18 protein-coding genes and 1 pseudogene are annotated in these 25572 nt (G+C 66.6%); 13 read left to right on the top strand and 6 right to left on the bottom strand.

The genetic code is table 11. The annotated features are described in order from the left end of the window. Positions 1–31 precede the first annotated feature (31 nt). Positions 32–469: a hypothetical protein gene (locus ACW17V_RS04325; protein WP_492107653.1), complete on the top strand. Its 438-nt coding sequence runs from the start codon at positions 32–34 to the stop codon at positions 467–469. A gap of 1090 nt (positions 470–1559) precedes the next feature. Here the strand turns inward: ACW17V_RS04325 and ACW17V_RS04320 are convergent. The 5 genes from ACW17V_RS04320 to ACW17V_RS04300 form a co-directional block, all read right to left on the bottom strand. Continuing rightward, entirely contained in the window at positions 1560–2381 is an 822-nt protein-coding gene (locus tag ACW17V_RS04320) for a flagellin (protein ID WP_492107652.1), read from the bottom strand. 469 nt (positions 2382–2850) lie between these two features. Next, a complete protein-coding gene (locus ACW17V_RS04315; RefSeq protein ID WP_492107651.1) occupies positions 2851–5700 on the bottom strand; it encodes a TIM-barrel domain-containing protein in 2850 nt (949 codons plus the stop codon). Between the two features lie 39 nt (positions 5701–5739). Next, positions 5740–7380 (bottom strand): DUF5597 domain-containing protein, encoded by a 1641-nt coding sequence (locus ACW17V_RS04310; RefSeq protein ID WP_492107650.1) that lies wholly within the window; start codon positions 7378–7380, stop codon positions 5740–5742. 358 nt (positions 7381–7738) lie between these two features. Next, positions 7739–9262, bottom strand: coding sequence for a tryptophan halogenase family protein (locus ACW17V_RS04305; protein ID WP_492107649.1), 1524 nt, complete (start codon positions 9260–9262; stop codon positions 7739–7741). Between the two features lie 73 nt (positions 9263–9335). Next, positions 9336–12272: a TonB-dependent receptor gene (locus ACW17V_RS04300; RefSeq protein WP_492107648.1), complete on the bottom strand. Its 2937-nt coding sequence runs from the start codon at positions 12270–12272 to the stop codon at positions 9336–9338. Between the two features lie 305 nt (positions 12273–12577). On the opposite strand from ACW17V_RS04300, the gene ACW17V_RS04295 reads away from it, so the two are divergent. The 12 genes and pseudogenes from ACW17V_RS04295 to ACW17V_RS04240 all read left to right on the top strand — a co-directional run bounded on the left by ACW17V_RS04295 (position 12578) and on the right by ACW17V_RS04240 (position 24858). Continuing rightward, positions 12578–14314 (top strand): IlvD/Edd family dehydratase, encoded by a 1737-nt coding sequence (locus ACW17V_RS04295; RefSeq protein ID WP_492107647.1) that lies wholly within the window; start codon positions 12578–12580, stop codon positions 14312–14314. Continuing rightward, a complete protein-coding gene (locus ACW17V_RS04290; protein ID WP_492107646.1) occupies positions 14314–15246 on the top strand; it encodes a 2-dehydro-3-deoxygalactonokinase in 933 nt (310 codons plus the stop codon). Before ACW17V_RS04295 ends, ACW17V_RS04290 begins: the two co-directional genes overlap by 1 nt. Then, positions 15233–15859 (top strand): 2-dehydro-3-deoxy-6-phosphogalactonate aldolase, encoded by a 627-nt coding sequence (locus ACW17V_RS04285; protein ID WP_492107645.1) that lies wholly within the window; start codon positions 15233–15235, stop codon positions 15857–15859. Before ACW17V_RS04290 ends, ACW17V_RS04285 begins: the two co-directional genes overlap by 14 nt. Before the next feature lie 223 nt (positions 15860–16082). Further along, on the top strand, positions 16083–16811 hold the full coding sequence (locus tag ACW17V_RS04280) for a FadR/GntR family transcriptional regulator (protein WP_492107644.1): 729 nt from the start codon (positions 16083–16085) through the stop codon (positions 16809–16811). Positions 16812–16949: 138 nt separating this feature from the next. Next, on the top strand, positions 16950–17966 hold the full coding sequence (gene mgrA / locus ACW17V_RS04275; protein ID WP_492108732.1) for an L-glyceraldehyde 3-phosphate reductase: 1017 nt from the start codon (positions 16950–16952) through the stop codon (positions 17964–17966). A 55-nt stretch (positions 17967–18021) separates the two neighbouring features. Continuing rightward, positions 18022–18177, top strand: a pseudogene (locus tag ACW17V_RS04270) (helix-turn-helix domain-containing protein); the annotation flags it as partial. A 184-nt stretch (positions 18178–18361) separates the two neighbouring features. Continuing rightward, on the top strand, positions 18362–18715 hold the full coding sequence (locus ACW17V_RS04265; RefSeq protein WP_492107643.1) for a hypothetical protein: 354 nt from the start codon (positions 18362–18364) through the stop codon (positions 18713–18715). A gap of 192 nt (positions 18716–18907) precedes the next feature. Further along, positions 18908–19273 carry a hypothetical protein gene (locus tag ACW17V_RS04260; RefSeq protein ID WP_492107642.1) on the top strand — a complete coding sequence of 122 codons (366 nt, stop codon included), beginning with the start codon at positions 18908–18910 and terminating at the stop codon, positions 19271–19273. A 68-nt stretch (positions 19274–19341) separates the two neighbouring features. Continuing rightward, positions 19342–19767 carry a hypothetical protein gene (locus ACW17V_RS04255; RefSeq protein ID WP_492107641.1) on the top strand — a complete coding sequence of 142 codons (426 nt, stop codon included), beginning with the start codon at positions 19342–19344 and terminating at the stop codon, positions 19765–19767. A gap of 110 nt (positions 19768–19877) precedes the next feature. Beyond that, entirely contained in the window at positions 19878–20510 is a 633-nt protein-coding gene (locus tag ACW17V_RS04250) for a glutathione S-transferase family protein (protein ID WP_492107640.1), read from the top strand. Between the two features lie 124 nt (positions 20511–20634). Then, the gene (locus ACW17V_RS04245; RefSeq protein ID WP_492107639.1) at positions 20635–21753 is read left to right on the top strand and encodes an efflux RND transporter periplasmic adaptor subunit; all 1119 of its coding nucleotides are present in this window, start codon (positions 20635–20637) and stop codon (positions 21751–21753) included. Positions 21754–21765: 12 nt separating this feature from the next. Then, positions 21766–24858, top strand: coding sequence for an efflux RND transporter permease subunit (locus tag ACW17V_RS04240; RefSeq protein WP_492107638.1), 3093 nt, complete (start codon positions 21766–21768; stop codon positions 24856–24858). A gap of 20 nt (positions 24859–24878) precedes the next feature. Here ACW17V_RS04240 and ACW17V_RS04235 read toward each other — a convergent pair whose 3' ends face one another. Further along, positions 24879–25472 (bottom strand): arylesterase, encoded by a 594-nt coding sequence (locus ACW17V_RS04235; protein ID WP_492107637.1) that lies wholly within the window; start codon positions 25470–25472, stop codon positions 24879–24881. Between the last annotated feature and the right edge of the window lie 100 nt (positions 25473–25572).

The raw sequence follows: 25572 nt of genomic DNA, 5'->3' as shown, positions 1-25572 counted from the left end.
AAAGGCGCGGCGTTGAGTTCGGAGATTTCACATGAGAACAAGCGCCCGAGATGCGGCTTTTCTAGCGGCGCTTTCCGTCCTCGCTTTTGCAATCACGCTGGCGATTTTGACGGTCTACGCCCCGCGAGCGTATGGCCTGCTCCAGCTTTCTAGTTCGCTCTGGCTCTCTGGTGCAATTTCGGTTGTGCTTGGCCCACTGCTGACCCTGCTGAGCGTCATGCTGAGGCTATCGCCTTCAACTGCATCAAACGCAGTGCGCCGCCGTCAGCGTATCATTTTGCTGCATTTGGCGGTTGGCACCCTAGGCGTTGGTGGCGGCATTTGGATCTTGGTCGAGAGCTACGCCAAGGTAGCCAATCTTCTTTTTGAAGTAACCGCTGTGCACTACGCGGCAATCTCGCTGGTTCTCAGCGTATCGGCAATTAGTCTCGCCGTGTCTCTGGCCCTGCTGCCACGAAGGTCCGACTAGGGTCGAAAGCACCCTTTGGTATCCCTCCCGAAAGCGGACGCCCCGCGTCCCGCTCATCCTTAAATCTCTTGGAGGCTGCAGCGTGCCGGTCTGTCCAGGTTGGTCAAGGACCGGTCTTCGACCGGCCGCTCCGCGGCGGCGCGGAGCGCCGTCCTTGAACAACCTGGACAGACCGGCGATCGTCTCGCCGTGAGATTTAAGGATGGCCCCTTCGGCGCGAAGGGGGACGGGAGGCCCAGATCGAACCCTTCTCCCAGAGGGAGAAGGAGGGGCCCGCGCCTCAGGCGTGGGAGGATGAGGGGTTTGCGAAGCCCTTCCGGACAGGGCTGGGCCTTCGGGCGCCAGGACGGCTGACGGTGTAACCCCTCACCCTCCCACGCAAGCGTGGGTCCCTCACCCTCCCTCTGGGAGAGGGCTGGTCGTATGGGGATACGCCGCGCTCAACCCCCATTCTTCCCAGAGCAAACTCCAGCCCAATCAACCACTTGTGAAAAACTTGATCGCGCCAATCAGACGCGCCGAAACCGCCCGCATAATCAATCTCACCTGACAGCACGGGAAGGGCGCACGTACGGCGACCGTTGCGACTGTCAGGGGTGATCGAGCGGGCAGCTCAATCGATGGCGGGTGGAGTACATTGCGCTCTGGGCGCCAACCTCGTGGTGTTTCCTTGGCGGCGGTCGGCCTTGCAGCACAGAAACGACAGGAGCCACGAGGGTCGAAGCGGCGCGAGGCATGGGCTGAAATCGCCCGTGCGGTCCGGACGGAGCCAGCCAGCTCCTCCGCCCGCCGGAGGCCGAATGTCGGGAGCGGGTTAAAACCCCGCGCCTCGAAGGCTTCCGTCTGAAGATCACGCGGAGCGTTCGTCTTCGTCGAAACGGTATTCACGACTCACTCATCCGGGCGAGGCCCGGACGCTCCGCGACCCTTCCCACATCTTCAGCGGCGATCCGCGTGAAGCGGCGAAGCCGTGCGCGAAAGAGAACGCCCATGAAAAAAGGGGCGGACACGAAGTCCGCCCCCTCTCAGGTCGCGGCCGTTGACGCGCGCGGGACCAAAAGCGTCCCGCCGGTTCGGCCGTCGTCTTGGTTTAGCGGAACAGGCTGAGGATCGACGAGCTCGAGGAGTTCGCGATCGACAGCGCCTGGATGCCCAGCTGCTGCTTGGTTTGCAGCGACTGCAGCTTGGCGCTTTCCTTGGCCAGGTCGGCGTCAACCAGGTTGCCCACGCCGGCGTCGAGGCTGTCTTGCAGCTTGCCGACGAAGGTCAGGTGGGTGTCCAGGCCGGTCGAGCTGGTGCCCAGCGACGCCAGCTTGTTGGTCGCGGTGCCCAGGGCCGTCGAGACCGTGGTGATCATGGTCTTGGCGGCGGCGGCGTCGGCGAAGGTCGAGGTGGCCGACAGACCGATGCCGGCCAGGGTCAGGGTCTTGGCGCTGACCGTGAAGCCCGAACCGTCCGAGTTGGCCAGGAAGGTCAGCTTGGTGGTCGTGCCATCGGCGATGCTGACGCCATTGAACTTGGCGTTCGTGGCGGCCTTGGTCACCTGATCGCGCAGGGATTCAAAGTCGGCCTTCAGCGCGCTGAAGCTGGCGGTGTTCAGCGAGGTGTCGGAAGCGGCGAGAGCCTTTTCCTTCATCTTGCCGAGCAGGTCGGTGATGGTGTCACCGGCGGCCAGGGCCACGTCGATGGTCGACTGGCCGCGTTGCAGCGAGTCCTTCACCGAATTCATCGAAGAGGCGGTCGCGGACTGGTTCTTGGCGGTGGCCCAGATCGCGCCGTTGTCCTTGGCGCTCGCCACCTTCTTGCCGGTGGAGATGCGTTGTTGGACTTGGGCGGTTTCCTGGTTGGTGGAGTTCAGGTTCTGCAGAGCGATAAGAGCGCCCTGGTTCGTGTTGATGCTGTTCAGCGCCATTACGAAGATTCCTTTTCGGAGGTCTCCGGCGTCGTTTTGACTACCGGCGGGCATTTTGCCCGACGATTAGTATCCAACAGCAGTCTTTCCATTTGATTTAAGACATAGTGACGCATACTTAATACACGCGAGATATTCATTAATCCTAACAGGAAGATAATCTGCCCCTGAGAGTCATTTATGAGTCTAGTTAGACTCGCGAATTACCCAAACGGGCCGGGGAGTCTTGAGCCGGCGTTAAAGCGGGATTCACCAGAATCGACGTCTCAGCTTGGGGCGCGGCAATGCTCAGTTATGAACGCCACGAAGGCTCGACCGCCTGGGCGATGTGATTTTTCATTCCGGCCAGACGCCGCGCCACACCGGCGCGGTCGCCTCGTCTGCTCCCACCACCCTGATCGCCTCGGAGACGATCGGGGTGATGGGTCTGCAGGGCCCCTTCAGCCGCCGCGACAGGGCGACGGCGGCCCTATCGCTTGCGCATCACCACCACCGGCTGGCCGGCATAGTCCACGGTGGCGTCGACGGTCTCGAAGTCGGTCGGCTTGGCGCGGCCGCCGATGAAGCGGACCTTGATCACCCGCTTGTCGAGCATGCCCCTGAACGAGCCCGAACGCGCCCCGATGGTCAGGCGGCCGCTGGCGTCGTCATAGGCGATCGGAATGCGGCTCCAGGCGCCGCGCTCGTAGCCGTTGCTGAGGCCGTCGTCCTCATACAGTTCGAACTGGCCGTCCTTGCCCGCATAGACGACCAGGGTGATCGGCGCGTCCGGCTTCTCGCCGACATACTGCTGGACCACGGTGGTCGGCACGATCGAACCGGCCTTCACGAACAGCGGCATGCGCGACAGGGGCGCGGCGGCCTTGATGGTCTGGCCGCCGGCGTGGCGCTGGCCGGTCTCGAAGTCGTACCAGGTCGCCCCGGCCGGCAGATAGACCTCGCGCGAGCGGGCCTTGAACGACGTCACCGGGGCGACCAGGAACTCGCGGCCGAACAGGTACTGGTCGTCGATATTGCGGACCTTCAGGTCTGTCGGGAAATCCATGACCAGGCCGCGCATCAGGCTGCCGTCGCGGTGATAACTATCCGCTGCTAGCGTGTAGATATAGGGCATCAGCCGGTAGCGAAGCTCGTCGTACCAGGCCAGCGACTGATAGACCTCGGTGCCCTCGTCGGCGAGGTTGTAGATCTCGCGGAACGGAAACTCGCCGTGGCTGCGGAACAGCGGGCTGAAGGCGCCGAACTGGAACCAGCGCAGGTTCAGCTCCTGCCATTCGGCCCAGTGGGCGGGGTCCTTGTTTGTGTAGCGGTTCTCGACCGAGAAGCCGCCGATGTCGGTGGTCCAGTTGGGAATGCCCGACATCGACAGGTTCACGCCCGCCGAGATCTGGTCGCGGAAATCGTCCCAGCGCGCCACCACGTCGCCGCTCCACACCGCCGAGGCATGGCGTTGCAGGCCGCCAAAGCCCGAGCGGGTCAGGATGAACGGCCGCACATCGGGGTTCAGGGCGCGCTCGCCCTCATAGACGCCCTGGGTGTGAACCAGCGAATAGCTGTTGAAGTACTCCGCGCCGGGGCCAAGCGCCGTCGGGCTCATGCGCAAGGTGCGCTCGGCCACGTCGAGATTGGAGTGCATGTCCGGCTCGGAGGCGTCCATCCACCAGGCGTCGACGCCCAGCCCCTTCAGATTGTCCTTCACCTGCCGCCAGTAGATGGCGCGGGCCTCGGCCGGATAGGGATCATAGAACGAGTTCTTGAAGCCCGGTCCCACCCAGTCGATCGCGCCCTGTTCGACATTGCGGCGATACATGAAGCCCTTGGCGTCCAGCTCCTTGTAGTTCTCCGTCGTCGGATAGAACTTGGGCCAGATCGAGATCATGAAGTGGGCGTTCAGGCCATGGATCTCGTCGACCATGGCCTTGGGATCGGGAAAGCGCGTCTCGTCGAACCTGTGGGTGCCCCACTCCGGGTCCTTCCAGTAGCGCCAGTCCATGACGATGTTGTCGAGCGGCAGCTTGCGCTTGCGGTATTCCTTGACCACCCCGACGATCTGGTCGGCGGTCTCATAGCGCTGGCGGCTCTGCCAGAAGCCGTAAGCCCAGCGTGGCATCATCACCGACGCGCCGGTCAGGTCGCGATAGCCCGAGATCACCTGGTCCAGGTCATCCCCGCCCACGAAATAATAGTCGATCGCCTTGCCGACTTCCGACGTCAGGTACAGCGAGTGACGGTCGGCCTTGGCCATCGGATCATTGTGCAGCAGGCCGATATAGCCGCCGTCCGGGTTCCACTCGACCCGGACCTTGTGCTTCTTGCCCGGTGTCAGGGCGGCGCTGAAATTGTGGTACCAGGGGTTCCAGTTCTGCCGCCAGCGGTCGATCACCAGCTTGCCGTCGATGAACACCTTGGCGTAGTCGCTGGAATAGAGCTGGAAGGTGTGGACGCCGGCCTTGTCGGTCTGGATCTGGCCTTCCCAGACCACCTTCTGGTCCTTCATCGGGGCTTTGGTCGCCGGATCGACGGCTTCCGACGGCCAGTTGGGCAGGTCCTTCAGGAAGCGATAGTCGATGTCCTTCTCGACCCGGCTGACCATCAGCTTGCCGCCGACAGAGTAGCTGGCCGTAAAGCCGCCCGGCTTGCCGCTGGCGTCGAAGATCTTCAGGTCGCGCGAAGCCACGTCATAGGGGATCGGATTGCCGAACCGGGTGATCGCATTGTTGTCCCACAGCAGGCCGTAGCCCTTGCTGGACAGCAGCATCGGCACCGCCACGGCGCGGTTATACTGCAGCAGTTGCACGTCCTGGCCGTTATAGTTCATCTGGCCGTTCTGGTGCTGGCCCAGGCCGTAGAAGGCCTCGTCGGTGCCAGGATTGAACTGCTGGCGAACCTCGTAGAAGTCCTGCCCCTCGACCTTGACCGGGATGAAGGCGCCGCGGTCGCGTTCGCTGAGCACCAGCTTGCCGGCGGCGTCGCGGAAGTCGACCGTGCCGTCCCGCAGCGATATCGTGGCCGAGGCCTTGGCCGCCTTGAGCACCACGCTGTCGCCCGACTGGGTGACCGTGAAGCCGCCGGTCGCCGGGCTGGCCGTCACCATCAGGCTGGCCGGCGTGGCCAGGCTGTCGGTCGGGGTCGCGGTGACATGGATGATGCGGTCGCCCATCACCTGCAGCCGCACCTTTTTCGCCGGCCCAGAGGCGGGGCTGACGATCACGCCGTCGGCGGTCTTCTCGAATCCGGCCTCCAGCGCCAGGGCCGAGGTCGAGGCCGTCAGGGCCAGGGCGAAGGCTAGGCTTGCCGATGTCAGTTTGAATGCGCGCATCACTGGATTCCCCGTCTGGGCTTGTTCTTGTGTCATGGCTTAGTAGGTGGCGAGCTTGACCCGCAGCACCTGCGGCAGGGTCGTCAGGTTCAGGCCGTAGTCGGTCTGATCACCGTTCCACAGGCGTTCGAACACCCACTGGCCGTTCTCGTAGTGGCCCTCCTCGACCCGGGCCATCATCATCCGCTCGCCCTTGGCGGAGCCGAAGCTGACGCGCGCGCGGTAGCCGGTGACCAGGAATTCGTTGGGCGACAACTGGGCGATCAGGGCGCCGCCATCGGGAATCTCGCGCCCCGGCTGCTTCTCGGCCTTGCCCATCCAGGGCTGGTCCATCGAGCCGAACTGCCATTCGCCGTAGGAGACCGTGGCCGCCCACCGCTCGCCCAGCTTCAGAGTCTCGGCCTTGCGGTCATCGGCTTCGCCCACGCCCCAGACATTGCCCTCATAGGACAGCCTGGCCCATTCACGGACCATCGGGGCCAGCAGGCGGTAGTGAACGGCGAAGTTCTCCACCGCCACGGCGTCGACCGTCTTGGCGCCGAGCGGGTAGTTGGAATAGCCCGTGTAATCCAGGCCGAACGGCGCGAAGCCCAGGCCGTGAGCGCCCAGCACGTCGTAGAAGAAGCGCGCGAAGCCCTTGTCGTCACCGATCTCGGGCACGAACAGAGCGTTGTCGGGTCGGCCGTACTGTTCCAGCGTCTTTCGGACATTGGCGCTCTCGCGCATGTAGATATCCGGCGCCAGGGCGTCGATCGACGGCGCCGCCGCCTTCCAGATGTCCAGCACGTTCCAGGTCGGGCCGCCGCTCGAATAGGTCAGCGGATCCTGCCAGTTGAAGGGATCACGCAGCGCCGCATTGACGTACATCGGCAGGTCCAGCTCGCGCTTGCCGGCCTGGGCCACCTGATCGACGAAACGGCCGATGTGCCAGGCGTGGAAGAACTCGTCGGCGTCCTTGCCGAACACCGCCTTCCAGGTTCCCGGCTGCTTCTTCATCGCCTTGACCAGCGGCGCCGGCACGGGGCCGTCGAACAGCTTCTGGGCGGTCGGTGAAAAGTCGCGAACCGCGCCGTAGGTCCCGACCTCGTTCTCGGGCTGGACCATGATCACGGTGTGGTCGGGATCGGCGGTCTTCAGATGCCGCATCAGCGCCACGAACGCCTTGCGGTCGGCCTCCAGCGTGGCCGGGAAGTGCGGCGACAGCGAGTTCTTGACCTCGCCCTTGGCGTTGATCACCCGCGGGAAGCGCTTGTTGTCCAGCTTGACCCATTCAGGCGCGTAGCTGGGACCGTTGTTCTTCCAGGTTCCGAACCACAGGATGACCAGCTTCACGTCGTTGTCGCGGGCCTGCTTGAGCAGCAGGTCCAGATACGAGAAGTCGAACTGACCCTCGACCGCCTCGATCTGCTCCCAGGCGATCGGAACCTCGACGGTGTTGGCCCGCAGCGCTTTCACGGCCGGCCAGACCTTGGGCATCTGCGAGGGCCAGGCGCTGGAATTATTGACCTGCACGCCCAGCATCAGGAACGGCGCGCCGTCCACCATCAGGGCGTGGCGACCGTCCTTCTGCACCAGGCGCGGCAGGTCGCGATCGGCCGATTGGGCGACGCCGGACAGCGCGGTCGCGGCCAGCAGGGCGACGCCACAGACGGCGGCGCGGAGGGTGGTGAACCCGGTCATCGTTTCTTCCCTTGCCGGCCGATCGGCGCGCCTTTCGTTGAAGTGAAGGCCGCGATCTTGTTACCGCTATCAATCTTATGTGTCGGATAGGCGCTTCGACCACCGCCGAAAGCCATCTTCCCCAGAGGTGGAAAAATCCGCGCATCGCCGCAGGAGACGATGCGCGGAGAAAGGACCGCGCGGCTTCGGGGAGAATGAACCCACGCGTCACGCGACGGGTCCGCAGGAGCCCCCGCGCAACGCCCTTGAACGGAAGACCGTTCGAGAGCGCTACAGCCCAAAACTATAGTCATACAATTATACCCGACAAGCGAAATGATAGCGCTATCAATTGTGGCGGGACGGGTCAGGAAGGCGCTCATGCCAGCGGTTCCAGCGCCGGCGCACTGCAGTAGCGGGCGATGAACTCGGATTGCCGGGGCGCGGCTTCGACGGCCTGGCGCACCGCGTCGCGACGCCTGCGCAGGCCCTCGACAAGTTCAGCCTCCGGGATCAGATCGGCGCGCGGATCATGGGCGGTCGGCACGATCCCCTGCCCCAGATAGATCGCCAGCCAGCTGGGCTCCATGAACGAGGTGTCGGCGCCCAGCATCACCCTGCCGGTCTCACGAAACGTCTCGATCTGGCGCGCCAGGGTGTCGGGAACCTCGACCGACCGGCAGTAGCGCCAGAACTCGGAATCGTCGCGCTGGCTGGTGCGATAGTGCAGCACCAGGAAGTCGCGGATGTATTCCACCTCGTCGGCGCTCAGGCGATTGAACGTCTCGGCCAGGCCGGGGTCGAAGTCGCGGTCGGGGAAGTACTCCAGCAGCCGCCCGACGCCGTTCTGGATCAGGTGGATGCTGGTGCTCTCCAGTGGCTCCAGGAACCCCGACGACAGGCCGATGGCGACGCAGTTCCGGTTCCACACCTTGCGCCGCCGACCCGTGACGAAGCGCAGCGAATTCAGACCCGCCCGAGCCTTGCCGCCGATATTGGCCAGCAGGGTTTCTGCGGCCTGATCCTCGCTGATGAAGCTGTCGCAGAACACATAGCCATTGCCGGTGCGGTGCTGCAGCGGGATTTTCCACTGCCAGCCCGCCGCGCGAGCGGTGGCCGTGGTGTAGGGTTCCAGCCCGCCATCACTGTCGCAGGGGACGGCCAGGGCGCGATTGACCGGCAGCCAGTGCGACCAGTCCTCATAGCCGGTCTTCAGGGCGCCCTCGATCAGCAGCCCCCGGAAACCCGAGCAGTCGATGAACAGATCGCCCTCGACGACCTTGCCGCCTTCCAGCTGTACGGACTGGATGAAGCCGTCCGCCGGCCGCAGGGCGACATCGACGACCTTGCCCTCGGTGCGGACCACGCCCCGCGCTTCGGCGTAGCGCCGCAGGAAGCGGGCATAGAGGCCGGCGTCGAACTGGAAGGCGTAGGAGAAGCTCGAATAGATCGAGCGCGGATCGGGGATGGGCGGTCGAAACCGCCCCGCCATCGCCATCATGGCGGCCAGGGAATAGGCTTCGTGGCTGGTCGGATCCCCCGCCGCCCGCAACCGGCGCCAGTGATGATGCGGCGAGACGCCGTCTATCGCCGGGCCATAGTCGCCGAAGCCGTGGAAATAGCGCGCGCCGACCTGGCCCCAGTCCCGGAATTCGATGCCCAGCTTGAATGTCGCCTGGGTGGCCTTGATGAACTCGATCTCGTCGATGCCCAGCACGGCGTTGAACTGGCGGATCGGCGGAATGGTCGCCTCGCCCACGCCGACCGTGGCGATCTGGTCGCTCTCGATCAGCTCGATCTGCAGGGGGCGTTTCTCGAAGAAGCGCGCGATCCCCGCGGCCGCGATCCAGCCGGCCGTACCGCCACCGACGATGACGATCTTGCGGATGCGGTTGTCGGTCATTCAGGCTCCCCCGCAACGAAAGGCCCGCGCCCCGTGATCAAGGCGCGGGCGCTCCGAGATGAACGCTCGGGCCTTAGAAGGTCAAACGCAGTTGGGCGTTGTAGCGGCGACCCGTCACGAACCAGGCGCGGCCCTTGAAGCCGATGTTCTGCTGCATCAGCTGCTTGTACTGGGCGTCCGAGAGGTTCTGGGCCTCGACGCCCAGGCTGACCTGCTCGTTGAACTTGTAGAAGAACGACGCATCCAGCTGACCATAGTCGTCGGCCCAGGTGGGCAGGGCCCAGTTCTGATCGTAGTTACCCGTGGCCTTGTTGAAGCCGTTGCTGCCGCGAGTGCCGTTGACGTTGACGGCCTGCAGGTACTTCGAGCGCCAGTTGTAGGCGAGGCGAGCCGAGATCGGGCCTTTCTCGTACATCAGGGCGACGTTGTAGGTGTGCTTGGACAGGTTGGTCAGGGGCAACTCGCCATAGGTCGAGCCGTCGGTGTCGATGCCAAGCTGGTTCAGGGCCAGGGTGGCCTGCTGGCCGGTCGTGACATTGGACGGCAGCTTGTAGAGGGTCTGGCTGCTGTCGACGTAGGTGTAGTTGGCCTGCAGGCCCAACCCCGACAGCGCGCCCGGCAGGAAGTCGAAGAACTGGCTGTAGGCCACTTCGATACCGTCAGCCTTGCCCTTCGCGCCATTGACCGGGGCCGTGGTCGAGAACTGGTAGATCGTCCCGTTCGTGGCTGGGTAAGGCACGTTGTAGAGCGTGTTGGTGACCACATCGGACAGCTTCTTGTGGAACACCGCCGCGGTCAGCGAGCCGGTCGGAGCGAAGTACCATTCCAGCGTGGCGTCGAACTGGTCCGACTTGGTCGGCTCCAGATAGGGGTTGCCGCTGCCGGTGCCGGTCAGGTCGAAGCGCGCGGCCGCGCCCGTGCCCGAGACCGCGACGTCGAGCGTCGTATAGGCCTGAAGCTGGCTGAAGTCCGGACGGGCCAGGGCGCGGGCCGCCGCGAAGCGCGCCTGCAGATTGTCGCGAAGCTTCACCCGCAGGTTCAAGCTGGGCAGGACGTTGGTGTAGTCGTTCGAATAGGTTCCCTCGGCTGAGATCCGCACGAAGGTCGGAACGGCGCCGGCCGGGATCGAGGGATCCAGGGTCGGGGTCTGGGCGCCGACGAACGAGCCCGTGGCCTCGGCGCGGGTCTTGACCACGCGGACGCCGATCGTGCCGTCGATCGGATAGGCCAGATCATCCCAGCCGAACCGGGCCTGGGCGTAGCCGGCATAGGTGTTCTCGCCCTGCAGGTTGATCGCGCCGGCGCCGTAGCTGGCGGGCGACCACGTGTAGCCCTTGTCGCTGAAGCTGTTGTCGGCGCGGAAGGCGTGCAGCTTGGCGTAGCTGGCGGGCCAGCCGTTGGCCAGATCCAGCCCCGGGAACACCACCGGCGACGGGAGATCGGCCTGGCCGTTGAAGAAGTTGGGGAAGGTGTGAAGCGTGTTGCTGGCCTTGTAGTCGTTCAGATAGGCCAGATCGGGCATGTACCAGCCCAGCATCCAGGTCTGGCTGAGGGCCTGCCAGTTGTAGGGCGTGTTCTTGTTCTCGGCGTCGCGGTCGGTGAAGCGGGCGCCAAAGCGCAGCGACTTGATCACGCCGCCTTCGTCGAACGCATAGTCCACATCGCCGCGCCACGCCCACTCATGACCCACACTCTGGTCGAAGTGGTCCATGGTGAAGGCCCAGTAGTAGTTGCTGGGGTTGGACATATAGGCGTTGTCGACGCCGATCCGGGGCAGCTTGCCCGTCAGGTCGATCGTCTCGCTGGGGATCAGCAGGCCGGTCGCGACGGTCGAGTCGAAGCCCACCGTGGTGCTGCGCACATACTGCAGGTCGGTCTTGATCGTCAGCTTGTCGTCGGGGTTCCAGGTCGTGGACCACGACACGTCGGTGGTGCGCGACTTGCGGTTGGCGGCGCGGACGTCGTCATTGAACGGCATGCCGCCGTCGGCCGGGTCGGTCAGCACGCCCTTCTTCAGCACGCCCCTGTCGTCATACTGGCCGTTGGTGATCACCAGGTTCCCGGGCGAGCCGATCTGCGAGAAGATCGCGTTTTCGCCCCACGCCATGTCGTATTGCGAGTTGAACCAGGTCAGGGCGGTCTCGACCTTGTCGTTCGGGCGCCATTGCAGGGCGCCGTAAGCCCCCACGCGCTTGCGGTCGAAATTCAGCGTGCGCCACTGCAGGCCGTTGGGCGCCCACACCGTCTTGCCAGTGGTGTTCCAGGGATTGGACGCATCGGCCAGGTGCGGGAAATAGGGTTCCTGCTGGATGGCGTCGGTGCGGGTCGAGCTCTTGGAATAGGCGACGTCGAACAGGGCGCCGATCTCGCCGATCGGGGTGTCCCAGCGGTTGCTGAACAGCAGCGAGGCGGACGGCTTGCCCTTGCCCTTGCGCAGCTCGCCGTAGCCCAGGGCCGCGGACGCCGCCAGCTTCATGCCCTTGTGGTTGAACGGCATCTGGGTCCGCAGATTGACGAGACCGCCGATGGCGCCTTCGATCTGTTCGGCCGAGGGGTTCTTGTAGATGTCGACGCCGGCCATCAGCTCCGGCGGCACGTCCTCAAAGCTCAGGCTGCGACCGCCGTTGGCGGTGAAGCTGTCACGGCCGTTCAGCTCGGAGCGAACATAGGTCAGGCCGCGGATGTTGACGCCCGAGCCCTCGACCGAGAAGTGCTCGGGATCGCCGCGCGACATGGTGTGGTCGATAGTGACGCCGACGATGCGCTGCAGCACTTCGGTGACCGAGCGGTCGGGCAGCTTGCCGATGTCGTCGGCGCTGACGCCGTCGATGATTTCCAGCGCGTTTTGCTTGATCTTTTGCGCCGACATGATCGCCGCGCGCTGGCCGGTGACGACCACCTCCTCGACGGCCGTGTCCTGCGCGAACGCCGACGGCGCGGCCGCGCACAGAACCAGCGCCGAAGCGCCCGCGAGCATCAGATGGCGATGTGACTTGGTGAGGCTTTGCATGCCTGTTTCCTTCCCCCGTTTCCCGATCCGCCCCGGCCTTCTTGGCGCCGATGACGTGCGTTTCCTCAAGTCGGATCGCGCGATCTGATCCGACCTATAATCGTATAATTAGCACCTTCAAGTCGCACTTGATAGCGCTATCATTTCATCTGTAAACGAGGTTTCTGCGCCACACTCCAGCCAGACGGCGCTTTCGGACACATCAGCAGGGCAGCCGCGACGTGGGTTTGCGATAATCCAAATAATACTATAAATGAGCGCAAGAGGCGTTCGAGAGCCGAATCCAGCCGGCGATAGGGATGGTTATGAGTGATGGTAACGCGGGCAAGCGCCTGCGCAGCGGCGGGTCTTACGGCAAGCTGGATCGCGATGGCTTCATCCATCGAAGCTGGATGAAGAGCCAGGGACTGCCCGACGACGTGTTCGACGGCCGTCCCGTGATCGGTATCTGCAATACCTGGTCCGAGATCACCCCCTGCAACGCCGGCCTGCGCGACATCGCCGAGCACGTGAAGCGCGGCGTCTGGGAAGCCGGCGGCCTGCCGCTGGAGTTCCCGGCCATCAGCCTGGGCGAGACCCAGATGCGGCCGACGGCGATGCTGTTCCGCAACCTGCTGGCCATGGATGTCGAGGAGTCGATCCGGGGCAATCCGATCGACGGCGTCGTGCTGCTGGGCGGCTGCGACAAGACCACGCCGGGCCAGATGATGGGCGCGGCCAGCGTCGACCTGCCGACCATCGTCGTCTCGTCCGGTCCGATGCTGAACGGCAAGTTCCGCGGCAAGGACATCGGTTCGGGCACCGACGTCTGGAAGTTCTCCGAGGCCGTCAGGGCCGGCGAGATGACCCTGCCGGAATTCATGTCGGCCGAGAGCGGCATGAGCCGCTCGCCCGGCACCTGCATGACCATGGGCACCGCCTCGACCATGGCCTCGATCGTCGAAGCCATGGGCATGAGCCTGCCCTACAACGCCACCATCCCCGCCGTGGACGCCCGCCGCCGGGCCATGTCGCACGAGACCGGCCGCACCATCGTCCGCATGGTCCATGAGGGCCGGACCATGTCGCAGGTCGCCACCCGCGCTTCGTTCGAGAACGCCCTGCGCGTCCATGCCGCCATCGGCGGCTCGACCAACGCCGTCGTCCACCTGCTGGCCCTGGCCGGACGGCTGGGCGTGGAACTGACCCTAGAGGACTTTGACGTCCTGTCGCGGGATGTGCCGCTGCTGGTCGACCTGCAGCCCTCGGGGCGCTTCCTGATGGAAGACCTGCACTATGCCGGCGGCCTGCCCGCGGTGATGAAGGCGCTGGAGCCCTTCCTCGACCCGACCGCCCCCACGGTCGCCGGTGCCCCCATCGGCGCTCAGTACGAGAAAGCGGAGGTCTGGAACACCGAGGTGATCCGCCCGCTCGACGCGCCGGTGAAGGCCGACAGCGGCATCTGGGTGCTGCGCGGCAACCTGGCTCCCGGCGGCGCGGTCATGAAGCCCAGCGCGGCCAGCCCTCACCTGCTGAGCCATCGCGGCAAGGCGGTGGTCTTCGAGTCCATCGAAGACTTCCGCGCCCGTATCGACTCGCCCGACCTGGATGTCGACGAGACCTCGATCCTGGTTCTGAAGGGCTGTGGCCCCAAGGGCTATCCGGGCATGCCGGAAGTGGGCAACATGCCACTGCCGACGAAGCTGCTGGAGAAGGGCGTCAAGGACATGGTCCGCATCAGCGACGCCCGCATGAGCGGCACGGCCTTCGGCGCCGTCATCCTGCATGTCTCGCCCGAGGCCAATGCCGGCGGCCCCCTGGCCATCGTCCGCAACGGCGACGAGATCGTGTTCGACGGCCCCAGCCGCAGCCTGAACCTGCAGATCTCGGACGCCGAGATGGAAGCCCGACTGGCGGTCTGGCGCGCCAACCCGCCGCCGCCCGTGGCGACGCGCGGCTATGCCAAGCTCTATATCGACCACGTTCTTCAGGCCGACAAAGGCTGCGACCTGGACTTCCTGGTCGGGGCCTCCGGCTCGGTCGTCACCCGCGAAAGCCACTGATGGACCCGTCGATCTCCATCTTCGGCGACTGGGGCACCTCGCGGCTTCGGCTCTATCTTCGCCAGGGCAAGAGCGTGCTGGATCGCCGGGATGGCCCCGGGGTCAGCGCGCTGACGCAATCGCCGGAACAGACCTTCCTCGATCTGGTCGGCGACTGGCGCGAGGCGCGGCCCTCCGGTGCGATCCTGTGCGGTATGGTCGGCTCGCGCATCGGCTGGGAGGAAGCCCCCTACGCCCCCTGCCCGGCCACCGCCAATGACCTGCGCGAACGGGTGCTGAAGATCGAGGCCGACGGCCTGCCGGTGTCGATCATCCCGGGCCTGTCGTGCGTCAATCCGCTGGGTGGACCCGACGTGATGCGCGGCGAGGAGACCCAGATCCTGGGCGCCCTCGAACTGGATCCCACCCTGAAGACCGGCCGCCATCTGCTGGTCCTGCCCGGCACCCACAGCAAGTGGACCGTGGTCGAAGACGGCGCGATCACCGGCTTTCTTACGGCTCCGGTCGGCGAAGCCTTCGCCCTGCTGCGCCAGCACTCGACCCTGGCGGCCGGCGTCGCCGCCGATGTGCAGGGCTCGGCCGGGGGCTTCGCCATGGGTCTGGCGCGGATCACGGAAAAGGGCCCGGCCCTGCTGCCGCACCTCCTGTTCGAGACCCGCGCCCGGCAGTTGCTCGACGCCCTGCCCGCCGCCGACGCCATGGGTTTCCTGTCGGGCCTGCTGATCGGCGCCGACGCGGCCGCCGCCCGCCAGTGGTTCGGCGCGCTGGGGCAGGTGACCCTGGTCGGCGCCCCGACCCTGAATGATTTCTACGGTCAGGCCATAGCCGCCCAGGGCGGCCGCACCGTGGCCGTCGATGGCGACGCCGCCGTGCTGGCCGGCCTCTCCGCCTTGTCGCCCTCCAAGAGTAACGAGTCCCATGTCCTCGCCTGAAACGGTCACCGCTCCCCCGCCCATCGTGGCGATCCTGCGCGGCGTGAAGCCCGATGAGGTCGTGGCCATCGCCAAGGCCCTGGTCGACGCCGGCATTCGCGCCATCGAGGTGCCGCTCAACTCGCCCGAGCCGCTGGAGAGCATCAAGCGCCTGTGCGCCGCCTATGGCGATGTCGCCCTGTGCGGCGCCGGCACCGTGCTGACGCCCCGGGCGGTCGATGACGTGGCGGCGGCCGGCGGCAAGCTGATCGTCACGCCCAACACCGATCCCGAGGTTATCGCCCGAGCCGTCGCGCTGGGCCTGACCGCCATGCCCGGCTTCGCCACGCCGTCGGAAGCCTTCGCCGCCGTCAAGGCCGGCGCCAGGGCGCTGAAGCTCTATCCGGCCAGCAGCTTTGGCCCCAGCCACATCAAGGCGGTCAAGGACGTGCTGCCCAAGGAAATCCTGGTCTATGCCGTCGGCGGCGTGGGCGCGGCGAATCTGGAGCCCTGGCTGAAGGCCGGCGTTGCCGGCATCGGCGTCGGGGGGGAACTCTATCGGCCCGGCGATACGCCCGAGCAGGTCGGCCAGAAGGCCGCAGCCCTGATCGCGGCCTGGAATGCGCAGACCTAGTCGGAGCTCCGCCTGGCCAAGAACAACCGCCCCTCGAAAGGCGTCAATATCGTGAGCCGAGTGTCGTCGGCCGCACCGGGCGGCTGACGACAATTCAAGATTGGTCACACAACTGCGGGAGAGCCGTGTATTCGTTGACGCACCGACTGTTCCTGGCCTGAGCGAACCACGCTAAACAGGACCGATTCAGATCGCGCCGACTCACAGGAAAGAACACTAGCCGATGCGCACCCAGCCTGGCCTCAGTTTGACCTACGGTCTGGTCGAGGCGCTGGGTCAGGCTATTGTCACCGGCGAATATGTCACCGTTGGCTTCCCCACCGAGGGTGAGCTCTCCAAGCAGTTCGGGGCCAGCCGCACGGTCACCCGCGAAGCGGTCAAGATGCTGACCGCCAAGGGCCTGCTCAGCGCCCGTCCGCGCCACGGCACGGTGGTCGAGCCGGAGTCCGACTGGAACCTGCTGGACCCCGACGTCCTGCGCTGGCTGCTGGAACGCAAGTTCAGCCTTCGCCTGCTGGCCGAGTTCACCGAGATGCGCCTGGGTATCGAGCCCGCCGCCGCGGCGCTCGCCGCTCGCAACGCCGACGAGGCGGGGCTGGAGGAAATCCGCAAGGGCCTGCGCCGCATGAAGGCCGCCGCCCAGGGCGAGGACGACGCCCTGTCGGCCGACATCGCCTTCCACATCTCGATCCTGAACGCGACCAAGAACCCATTCTATCGCGAGCTGCACGAGCTGGTGAATACCGCCCTGCGCATCTCGATCCGGTTCACCAACCGCATCAAGGGCCGCACCGCCAGCATCCCCTCGCACGAGGACGTGGCCGAGGCGATCATAGCGCGCGACGCCGACCGCGCCTCGACCGCCATGCGGCTGATCATCGTCGACGTGCTGGAACTGATCCGCGCCGCATCGCCGTCCACCGAGTCCGAAGCCGCTCGCCGCGAGGCCTGAAGACCGGGCTTGCCGCCCTCGCAATGCGCGATAGATTGACAACGTTGTCAGAAACAGGACGGACCGGCCCCGAGCACGGACCGCCGATGAGGGACGCCCGCCTTGACCTATGTCGCCGCCGCCAATCGCTATGACGCCATGCCCTATCGCCGAACGGGCCGAAGCGGCCTGGATCTGCCGGCCATCTCGCTGGGCCTCTGGCAGAACTTCGGCGGCGAGGACGTGTTCGAGACCGGTCGCGCCATCCTGCGCCGCGCCTTCGATCTGGGCGTCACGCACTTCGATCTCGCCAACAATTACGGCCCGCCCTACGGCTCGGCGGAAGAGAACTTCGGCCGCGTCCTGGCGAGCGACTTCAAGGCCCACCGCGACGAGCTGGTCATCTCCACCAAGGCCGGCTGGGACATGTGGCCGGGCCCCTATGGCGGCATCGGCGGCTCGCGCAAATATCTGATCGCCAGCTGCGACCAGAGCCTCAAGCGCATGGGGCTGGACTATGTCGACATCTTCTATTCTCATCGGGTCGATCCGACGACGCCGCTGGAAGAGACCATGGGCGCGCTGGCCCATCTGCATCGCACCGGCAAGGCGCTCTATGTCGGCATCTCTTCGTACTCACCCGAACTGACCCGCCAGGCCCACGCCATCCTCAGGGCCGAGGGCGTGCCGCTGCTGATCCACCAGCCGTCCTATTCGATGCTCAATCGCTGGATCGAGGACGCCCTGCTGGACGAACTGGAAACCCTGGGCGTCGGCTGCATCGCCTTCTCGCCGCTGGCCCAGGGCCTGCTGACCAGCAAGTACCTGAACGGCGTGCCGTCCGACTCCCGCGTGGCGAAGGGCGGCTCGTTCGGCGATCACCTGCTGAGCGCCGACAACCTGGAGCGCATCAAGGGGCTGAACGCCATCGCCCAGGCGCGCGGCCAGACCCTGGCCCAGATGGCGATCGCCTGGGTGTTGCGCGACCCGCGCGTCACCTCGGCCCTGGTCGGCGCCCGCACGGTGGCGCAGCTGGAAGACTCGCTGGCCGCCCTCAACGCCCTGGCCTTCTCGACCGAGGAGCTGGCCGCCATCGACCGTCACGCCTCCGAGGGCGGGATCGATCTGTGGAAAGTCTCGTCAGGCCTCGAACCCGGCGATCTGCCCCCGAAATAGGGACAGCCTGGCCGATACGCTTGCTCGTGGCCGCGCCTTGCCTAAAGATCAAAGCATGGACAAGGGGGCGATCCTGTCGGTCGAGACGTCCATCGACCTGAGTCGACTCACCGAGCGTGAGCGCGAATGCCTGCGCCTCGTCGATCGCCACATGAGCTCCAAGGAGATCGCCCGCGAACTGGGCCTCTCCAAGCACACGGTGGACTGGCATCTGGACAAGGCCCGCAAGCGCCTGGGCGCGCCTGACCGCTACGCGGCCGCGCGCCTGGCCAGCGACCGGATCTCGCCGCCCGCCTCCGATACCCCCCCTCCGATCGGATCAGGGTCCCATCCGTCGCGGCTAGGCGACGCTCTCTCCTCGCGGTCAGCTGACCGCATCGAGGAAGGAGCGTTCAGTGACCGAGTTGAACCCACACCAGAAGGACGCGGTCGGCCGGGTGGCCTATCTGCACGAGGACATTCAGCGCTTCCGGCAGAGCTGGCCCGCGCTGAACTCGCCCCCGGACCAGACACCGCCGTTCACCTGGGGCCAGTTGGAGCGACAGCTTTGCAGCCTGTCGGCGACGCCGGACAGCGCGGCCATGGTTCGCGACCTGGTGACGGCGACCCGCAAGCAGGCGCCGTTCAAGCCGGCCGAGATGGTGCTGCGCGAGATCCTGTGCATCGCCAGCGCGGTGATGGACGAGACCTTCCCGTCCTCGGATCCCGAGGCTTCTTCTCCCTGTACGGAGGAGGGCCCAATGCGCTGACAGCCCTCCACCGACTGGGGTTCATCGTCGCCGTGATGATCGTGACCGCCCTGGCGTTCGGATCGATCCTGGCGGGCCTTAGAGCCCTCGAAGAACTGTTCTGAGCATCGCCTCGCCGTCGGCGAGGCCCGTCAATCCCGACAATCCCAATCCCGCAACGCGCCGACACCGCTCGGCGCGAGGAGACCGCTCATGCTCAAGCAACGCCGCCAGGCCGCCGAAACCGTCGCCGAGGCCCTGTTCGCCGCCGAAAAAGCCATCGACGCCGCGATCGCCCGCACCGCCAATCTCGCGGGCCTGATGCCGACCAGTCGTGAAGACGCCAATCTCTCGGCCCTGATCGGCCAGGACGCCCTGATGGGCGCCATCGACACCATGCAAGCCCTGGGCCTGGCCCGGCAGAACATCGTCGACACCCACAAGCGCCTGTCGGTCGCCCAGCGCGATATCGGCCTGGCCGCGGTGTCTTTCGGCAGCGGCGGCGAAAAGCCCCCGACGCCAGAGGGCCGACTGGCCGATGGCCGGCTGGAGGTCGTCAAGCCCGTCCGGGCCGCCTAGGGCCGCCGGCCCGGTCGCGCAGGGCGACCGGGCTAGCCTTCCGCGCTGCGGCGCCGCAGGTTCCATCGATGGAATTTCACGCGCTCTACCAGTGGGCCAGCCTTCTGGCCCTTGTCGTGTCGTGCGGCATCGCCGCCTGGCGGGGCGGCGGGCCGGAGCGGTGGGCGGCCGCCGCCATGGCCCTGGCCTGGCTGGGCAGCGCCTTCGCCCAGCGGAGCCTCCAGCTGTGGGGTCCCCAGACCGGAGTCATGATCATCGACGGGCTGCTGCTAGCGGCCCTGGTGGCGATCGCGCTGAGATCGGACCGCTGGTGGCCGATGTGGGCCAGCGGCTTCCATGGCCTGGGGGTGCTGCTGCATCTGGCCGTGATCATCGACGCGGACATCTGGGGCCGGGCCTATTATGTGGCCGGAGCGATCTTCAGCTATCTGACGATGCTGGCCCTGCTGCTGGGAAGTCTTTTCCGTTTGAAGCAGACCACCAAGGCGCGCTAGCCCGACTGACGCCGCGTCACGGAAGACAGTCCGGCGGTTTTCTGGTCCGCTCCCGTCAGCTTGGACCCCACAAGCTTGGACCCCACAAGCCTGGACCAGGGCCGACCGCGATGATCACCCTCTATCACTGCCGGGACGCCCGGTCCTTTCGCCCCCTCTGGGCGCTGGAAGAGCTTGGCCTCGCCTACGACCTCAAGCTCCTGCCCTTCCCGCCAAGGTTCCTGGGGCGGGAGTTCCTCGACGAAAACCCGCTGGGCACCATCCCGCTTCTGATCGACGGCGACACCCGGATGACCGAATCCGCGGCGATGATCGAATATCTGTCGATGCGCCACGGCGAGGGACGCCTGTCGGTGCGCCCCGAAGAGCCCGGCTATGGCGCCTATCTGAACGGCCTGCATTTCGGCGAGGCCACCCTGACCTTTCCCCAGACCCTGGTGCTGCGCTATTCGCGCCTCGAACCCGAGGAACGGCGCAATCCCCAGGTCGCCGCCGACTATGCCCGCTGGTTCCTGTCGCGACTGAAGGGGCTGGACCTGATCCTGAAGGACCACGCCTTCGCCGCCGCCGACCGCTTCACGGGCGCGGATATCTCGATCGCCTACGCCCTGCTGCTGGCCACATCCCTGGGTCTTGCGGAGGATTTCCCCCCGGATGTCGCGGCCTATTGGGCCCGGATGCGCGCTCGCGAAGGGTTCAATCGGGCCCTGGCCGCCCAGTCCGGCGCCGCGCCGACGCTCTAACCCGGCCCCCCATATCGTCTTACGATCATTTAACTCAGCGACCAGCGCTTTGTCGGCTAGAAGGCCTTGAAGGCTTTCTGGGACATCGGGGACGATCGTGGTTTACGGGATCAAGGGGCGCGTCATGCGTTCGAGCGCGCTGGTTTTGGTCCTGGGCATGGGCGCTCTGGCGCTTGCCGGCTGCGGCGGCGACAAGAAGCCCAAGGCGGCCAAGCCGCCCGCCGGGGCGACCGCGACCCAGACGGTCAGCATCGCCACCGTCGTCTCGCAGTCGGTGCCTCGCCAGATCAACGCCACCGGCACCATCTCGCCGTGGGAAGAGGTCGTTGTCGGCGCCGAAACGGGCGGCCTGACGGCCATCTCGGTCAATGCCGAGGAAGGCGACACCGTCCAGGCCGGCCAGGTCCTGGTCAAGCTCAACGACACCCTGCTCTCGGCCCAGCTGCGCCAGCAGGACGCCGGCGTCGCCAGCGCCAAAGCCACACTGGCCGAGGCCGAAGCCGCCCTGCGCCGCTCGCGCGAGCTCCAGGCCAAGGGCTACCTGTCGCAGGCCTCGCTGGACACCAGCCTGGCCAGGCAGCAGACCGCCGCCGCCCAGGTCGCCTCGGCCCAGGCCGCGCGTGGCGAGACCGCCGCCCGCTTGGCCCAGACCGCCATCCGCGCTCCGGTGGCGGGCCTGATCAGCCGTCGCAACGTGACCAAGGGCCAGATTGTCAGCACGGGCGCGGAAGTCTTCCGCATCGTGCGTGACAGCCGCCTGGAACTGGACGCCGAAATCCCCGAGACCGATCTGGCCCTGGTGAAGGCGGGCATGACCGCCACCATCATCTCCGACAAGGTCGGCCAGACCACGGGTCGCGTTCGCATCGTCACGCCAGAGGTGGATGGCCAGACCCGACTTGGCGTCGCGCGCGTGGCGCTGACCAGCATGGGTGGCTTCCGCACCGGCATGTTCGCCCGCGCCACCATTCAGGCCGGCGACCAGCCCGCCCTGACCGTTCCCAGCGCCGCGGTGCTGTATCGCGAGAATCGCCCCGGCGTGTTCGTGCTGGACGCCAAGAACCATGCCCGGTTCCGCCGCATCGCCATCGTGGCCGCCACCGCCGACAAGATCGCCGCCACCGGACTGACCGCCGGCGAGCGGGTCGTTGTCGAGGGCGCCGGCTTCCTGGGCGAGGGCGACGCGGTGCGGATCGGCAGCGCCGTTCCGACGGCCTCGGCCGCCGCCAAGTCGGCCCGCTAGGAGCCTGGCGCCATGAACAACATCTCCTCCTGGGCGATCCGAAACCCGATCCCCGTCATCCTGCTGTTCCTGCTGCTGACCATCGCCGGGATTTCCGGCTTCCGCAGCATGCGGATCAACAACAATCCCGACGTCGACCTGCCGTTCGTCGTCGTCACGGCCGCGCGCCCCGGCGCCGCGCCCAGCGAGCTGGAAACCCAGGTCACCCGCCTGATCGAGGACTCGGTCGCGGGCCTGGGCCAGGTTCGCCACATCAATTCCACCATCACCGACGGCGTCTCCTCGACCTTCATCGAGTTCGAGCTGGGCGTCGACCACGAGCGCGTCACCAACGACGTCCGCAACGCCATGTCCGGCCTGCGGGGCGACCTGCCCCAGGACATGCAGGAGCCCAACGTCACCCGGATCGACATCTCCGGCGATCCGCTGATCACCTATGTGGTCAAAGCCCCGACCCTGACGCCTGAACAGCGCAGCTGGTTCGTCGACAACGAGGTCAGCCGCACCCTGCTGGCGATCAAGGGCGTCGGCGAGGTCAATCGCCGGGGCGGCGTCGATCGCGAGATCGAGGTGGCCCTGGATCCCGACCGCCTGGCCGCGCGCGGAGTCACCGCCGCCCAGGTCAGCCAGGCCCTGGTGTCCAGCAACGCCGATCTGCCCGGCGGCCGGGTGACCATTTCGGGCTCCGAGCGCGCCATCCGCACCCTGGGCGCGGCCGGCTCGATCGATCAGCTGCGCGAAACCCGCGTGCCCTTGTCAGCCGGCGGAACCGTACGCCTGGGCGACCTGGGCACGGTCGAGGACCGCTGGGCCGAGCCCCGCTCGCGCGCCCGCTATGACGGTCAGGAAGTGGTGACCTTCAACATGGTCCGCTCGCGCGGCGCCAGCGAGGTCCAGACCGCGGAGAAAATCCGCAAGGCCGTCGAGAAGCTCGACAAAGCCCATCCGGAAGTCGAGATCGACGAGATCACTTCGGAAGTGAAATATATCGAGGACAGCTATCTGGCCTCGATGGAGGCGCTGATCCTCGGCGCCGTGCTGGCCGTTCTGGTGGTGCTGCTGTTCCTGCGCGACTGGCGGGCGACCTTCCTGGCGGCCGTCGCCATCCCGATGTCGCTGCTGCCGACCTTCGCCCTGATGGCGCCGCTGAACCAGTCGCTGAACAGCATCACCCTGCTGGCCCTGTCGCTGACCGTGGGCATCCTCGTCGACGACGCCATCGTCGAGATCGAGAACATGGTCCGCCACATGCGGGGCGGCAAGACGCCCTATGCGGCGGCCATGGAAGCGGCCGACGAGATCGGCCTGGCGGTCGTGGCCACCACCTTCACCATCGTGGCGGTGTTCGCGCCGGTCGGCTTCATGCCGGGCATCATCGGCCAGTTCTTCAAGGCCTTCGCCCTGGCCGCCTGTGTCTCGGTGCTCTTCTCGCTGGTCGTGGCCCGCCTGCTGACGCCGCTGATGGGCGCCTACATGCTCAAGGCCAACAGCAAGCACGAGGACGCCGACCCGTTCTGGATGGCGCCCTACCTGAAAAGCCTGACCTGGGGTCTGAACAATCGCTGGAAGGTCCTGGCGATGGGCGTGCCCATGATGCTGATCTCCGGCTTCCTGGCGACCAAGCTGCCGTTCGAGTTCTCGCCGGCCGCCGACCGGGGCCGTGCGCCGTTCTCGGTCCAGCTGCCGCCCGGCGCGACGCTGGATGAGACCGACGCCATCGTTCAGCGCATGACCCGCGAACTGCGGGCCCGTCCCGAAGTGGTCGGTGTCTATGCATCGATCGGCGGCAACAATGCCGTCAATACGGCCACCCTGAACGCCGATCTCGTTCCCAAGGGCAAGCGCATGGGCCAGCAGGAATTCAGCCGCCTGATGGTCGACCAGTTCGCCGCCATTCCGGGCGCGCGGATCGGCGCGGGCTCCAACAGCGGCGGCGGTCCCAGCGACGGCTCCAGCTTCACCCTGCGCCTGCTCAGCGACAACGGTCCCGCCCTCGAAGCCGCCGCCCGCAAGGTCGAGGCCGACATGCGCAACGTTCCGGGCCTGGCGCATGTGGTCAACACCGCCGCCATCGCCCGTCCCGAGATCGTGGTCTCGCCGCGCCCCGACCAGGCCGCCCGCGCCGGCGTCTCGGCCGGCGTGATCTCGCAGGCCGTGCGCGTCGCCACCATCGGCGACGTCGACCAGAACCTGCCCAAGTACAATCTGGGCGACCGGCAGGTGCCGATCCGTCTGCGCCTGACCCAGGACGCCCGCGAGGACATGGCCATTCTGCAGACCCTGCAGGTGCCCAGCGCCAACGGCGCCGTGCCGCTGAACGCCGTGGCGGACGTGCGCTTCGGCGCCGGCCCCTCGCAGATCAGCCGTCAGGACCGCTCGCGGGTCGCCACCATCACCGCCGAACTCGACGGCATCGTGGTGGGCGAGGCCAGCCAGCGCGTGCATGCCCTGGCCTCGGTCAAGAACCTGCCGACCGGCGTTACCGAGGTGGCCGCCGGCGACGCCGAGTTCATCCAGGAGATGGTCACCGGCTTCGCCGCCGCCCTGATCACCGGCATCCTGCTGATGTATGTGGTGCTGGTGCTGCTGTTCCGCAGTTTCGCCCACCCGATCACCATCATGGTCGCCCTGCCCCTGGCCATCGGCGGCGCCTTCGCCCTGCTGGTGCTGGTGGGGTCCAGCTTCTCGATCTCGACCCTGATCGGCATCCTGATGCTGATGGGGATCGCGGCCAAGAACTCGATCCTGCTGGTCGAGTACGCGATCGTGGCCATGCAGAACGGCATGACCAAGCGCGAGGCGATCATCGACGCGGCGCACAAGCGGGCCCGGCCCATCCTGATGACCACGGTCGCCATGGGCGTGGGCATGCTGCCGGTCGCGGTCGGGTTCGGAGCCGATGTCGAGTTCCGCGCCCCGATGGCGATCGCCGTCATCGGCGGCCTGATCACCTCGACCCTGCTGTCGCTGCTGTACGTGCCGGTCGTCTTCGTCCTGATGGACGGCCTGAAGGCGCGTTCCGAACGGTTGATGCATCGCGTGTTCGGCGGCAGCGCCCACACGGCTCACCCGCCGGCGGGCAAGTCCACCCTGATCGACGGCTAGGGACGATCCGCGCTGTGAACCTAGATCGCGGTTCGCAGCGCGGACGCCACCGTCGGCGCCAGCCGCTCGGCGATCACCCGCGCGCCGGCGGCGTTGGGATGGATGCCGTCGCGCTGCATCAGGCGCTGGGCCCCGACCACGCCGGTGACGAAGTCCGGATGGAAGACCACGCCGGTCTCGCGCGCCAGGGCCGGATAGAGGCCGGTGAAGTCGCGGGCATAGGACGCCCCGATCAGCGGCGGCGCCCGCACGCCGGCCAGCACCACGCGGATGCGGCGGGCCTTCAGCTTCTCGATGATGCGCTTCAGATTGGCCTTGGTCCGCGAGGGATCGGCGCCCTGCAGCAGGTCGTTGCCTCCCAGGGCCACCACGCAGACTGCGGTGTCGGCGCCGACGCTGAAGTCGACCCGCGCCAGACCGCCACCGCTGGTGTCGCCCGAGACACCCGCCCCGCGCACAGCCGCCCGCACGCCCATCCGGTCGAGGGCGCTCTGCAGCTGCGCCGGCAGGGCGTCGCGCGCGGGCAGGCCCAGGCCGGCGGTGATCGAGTCGCCCAGAACGGTGACGATCGGAGGCTTCTCCGCCGCATTCGCACCGGTCGAAACGGCGAGCATCGCGCCAAATCCAAAAATGGTCCCGCGTCGGCTGGGTCCAGGCCGTGTGAAGATCGTCATGAGTCCCTATGTGGGGTTGGGGTTCGCAAACTTAACGCAC

Source organism: Caulobacter sp. FV2ye17ST (assembly GCF_058680955.1).
This window is presented reverse-complemented; position numbering and strand designations above follow the sequence as displayed.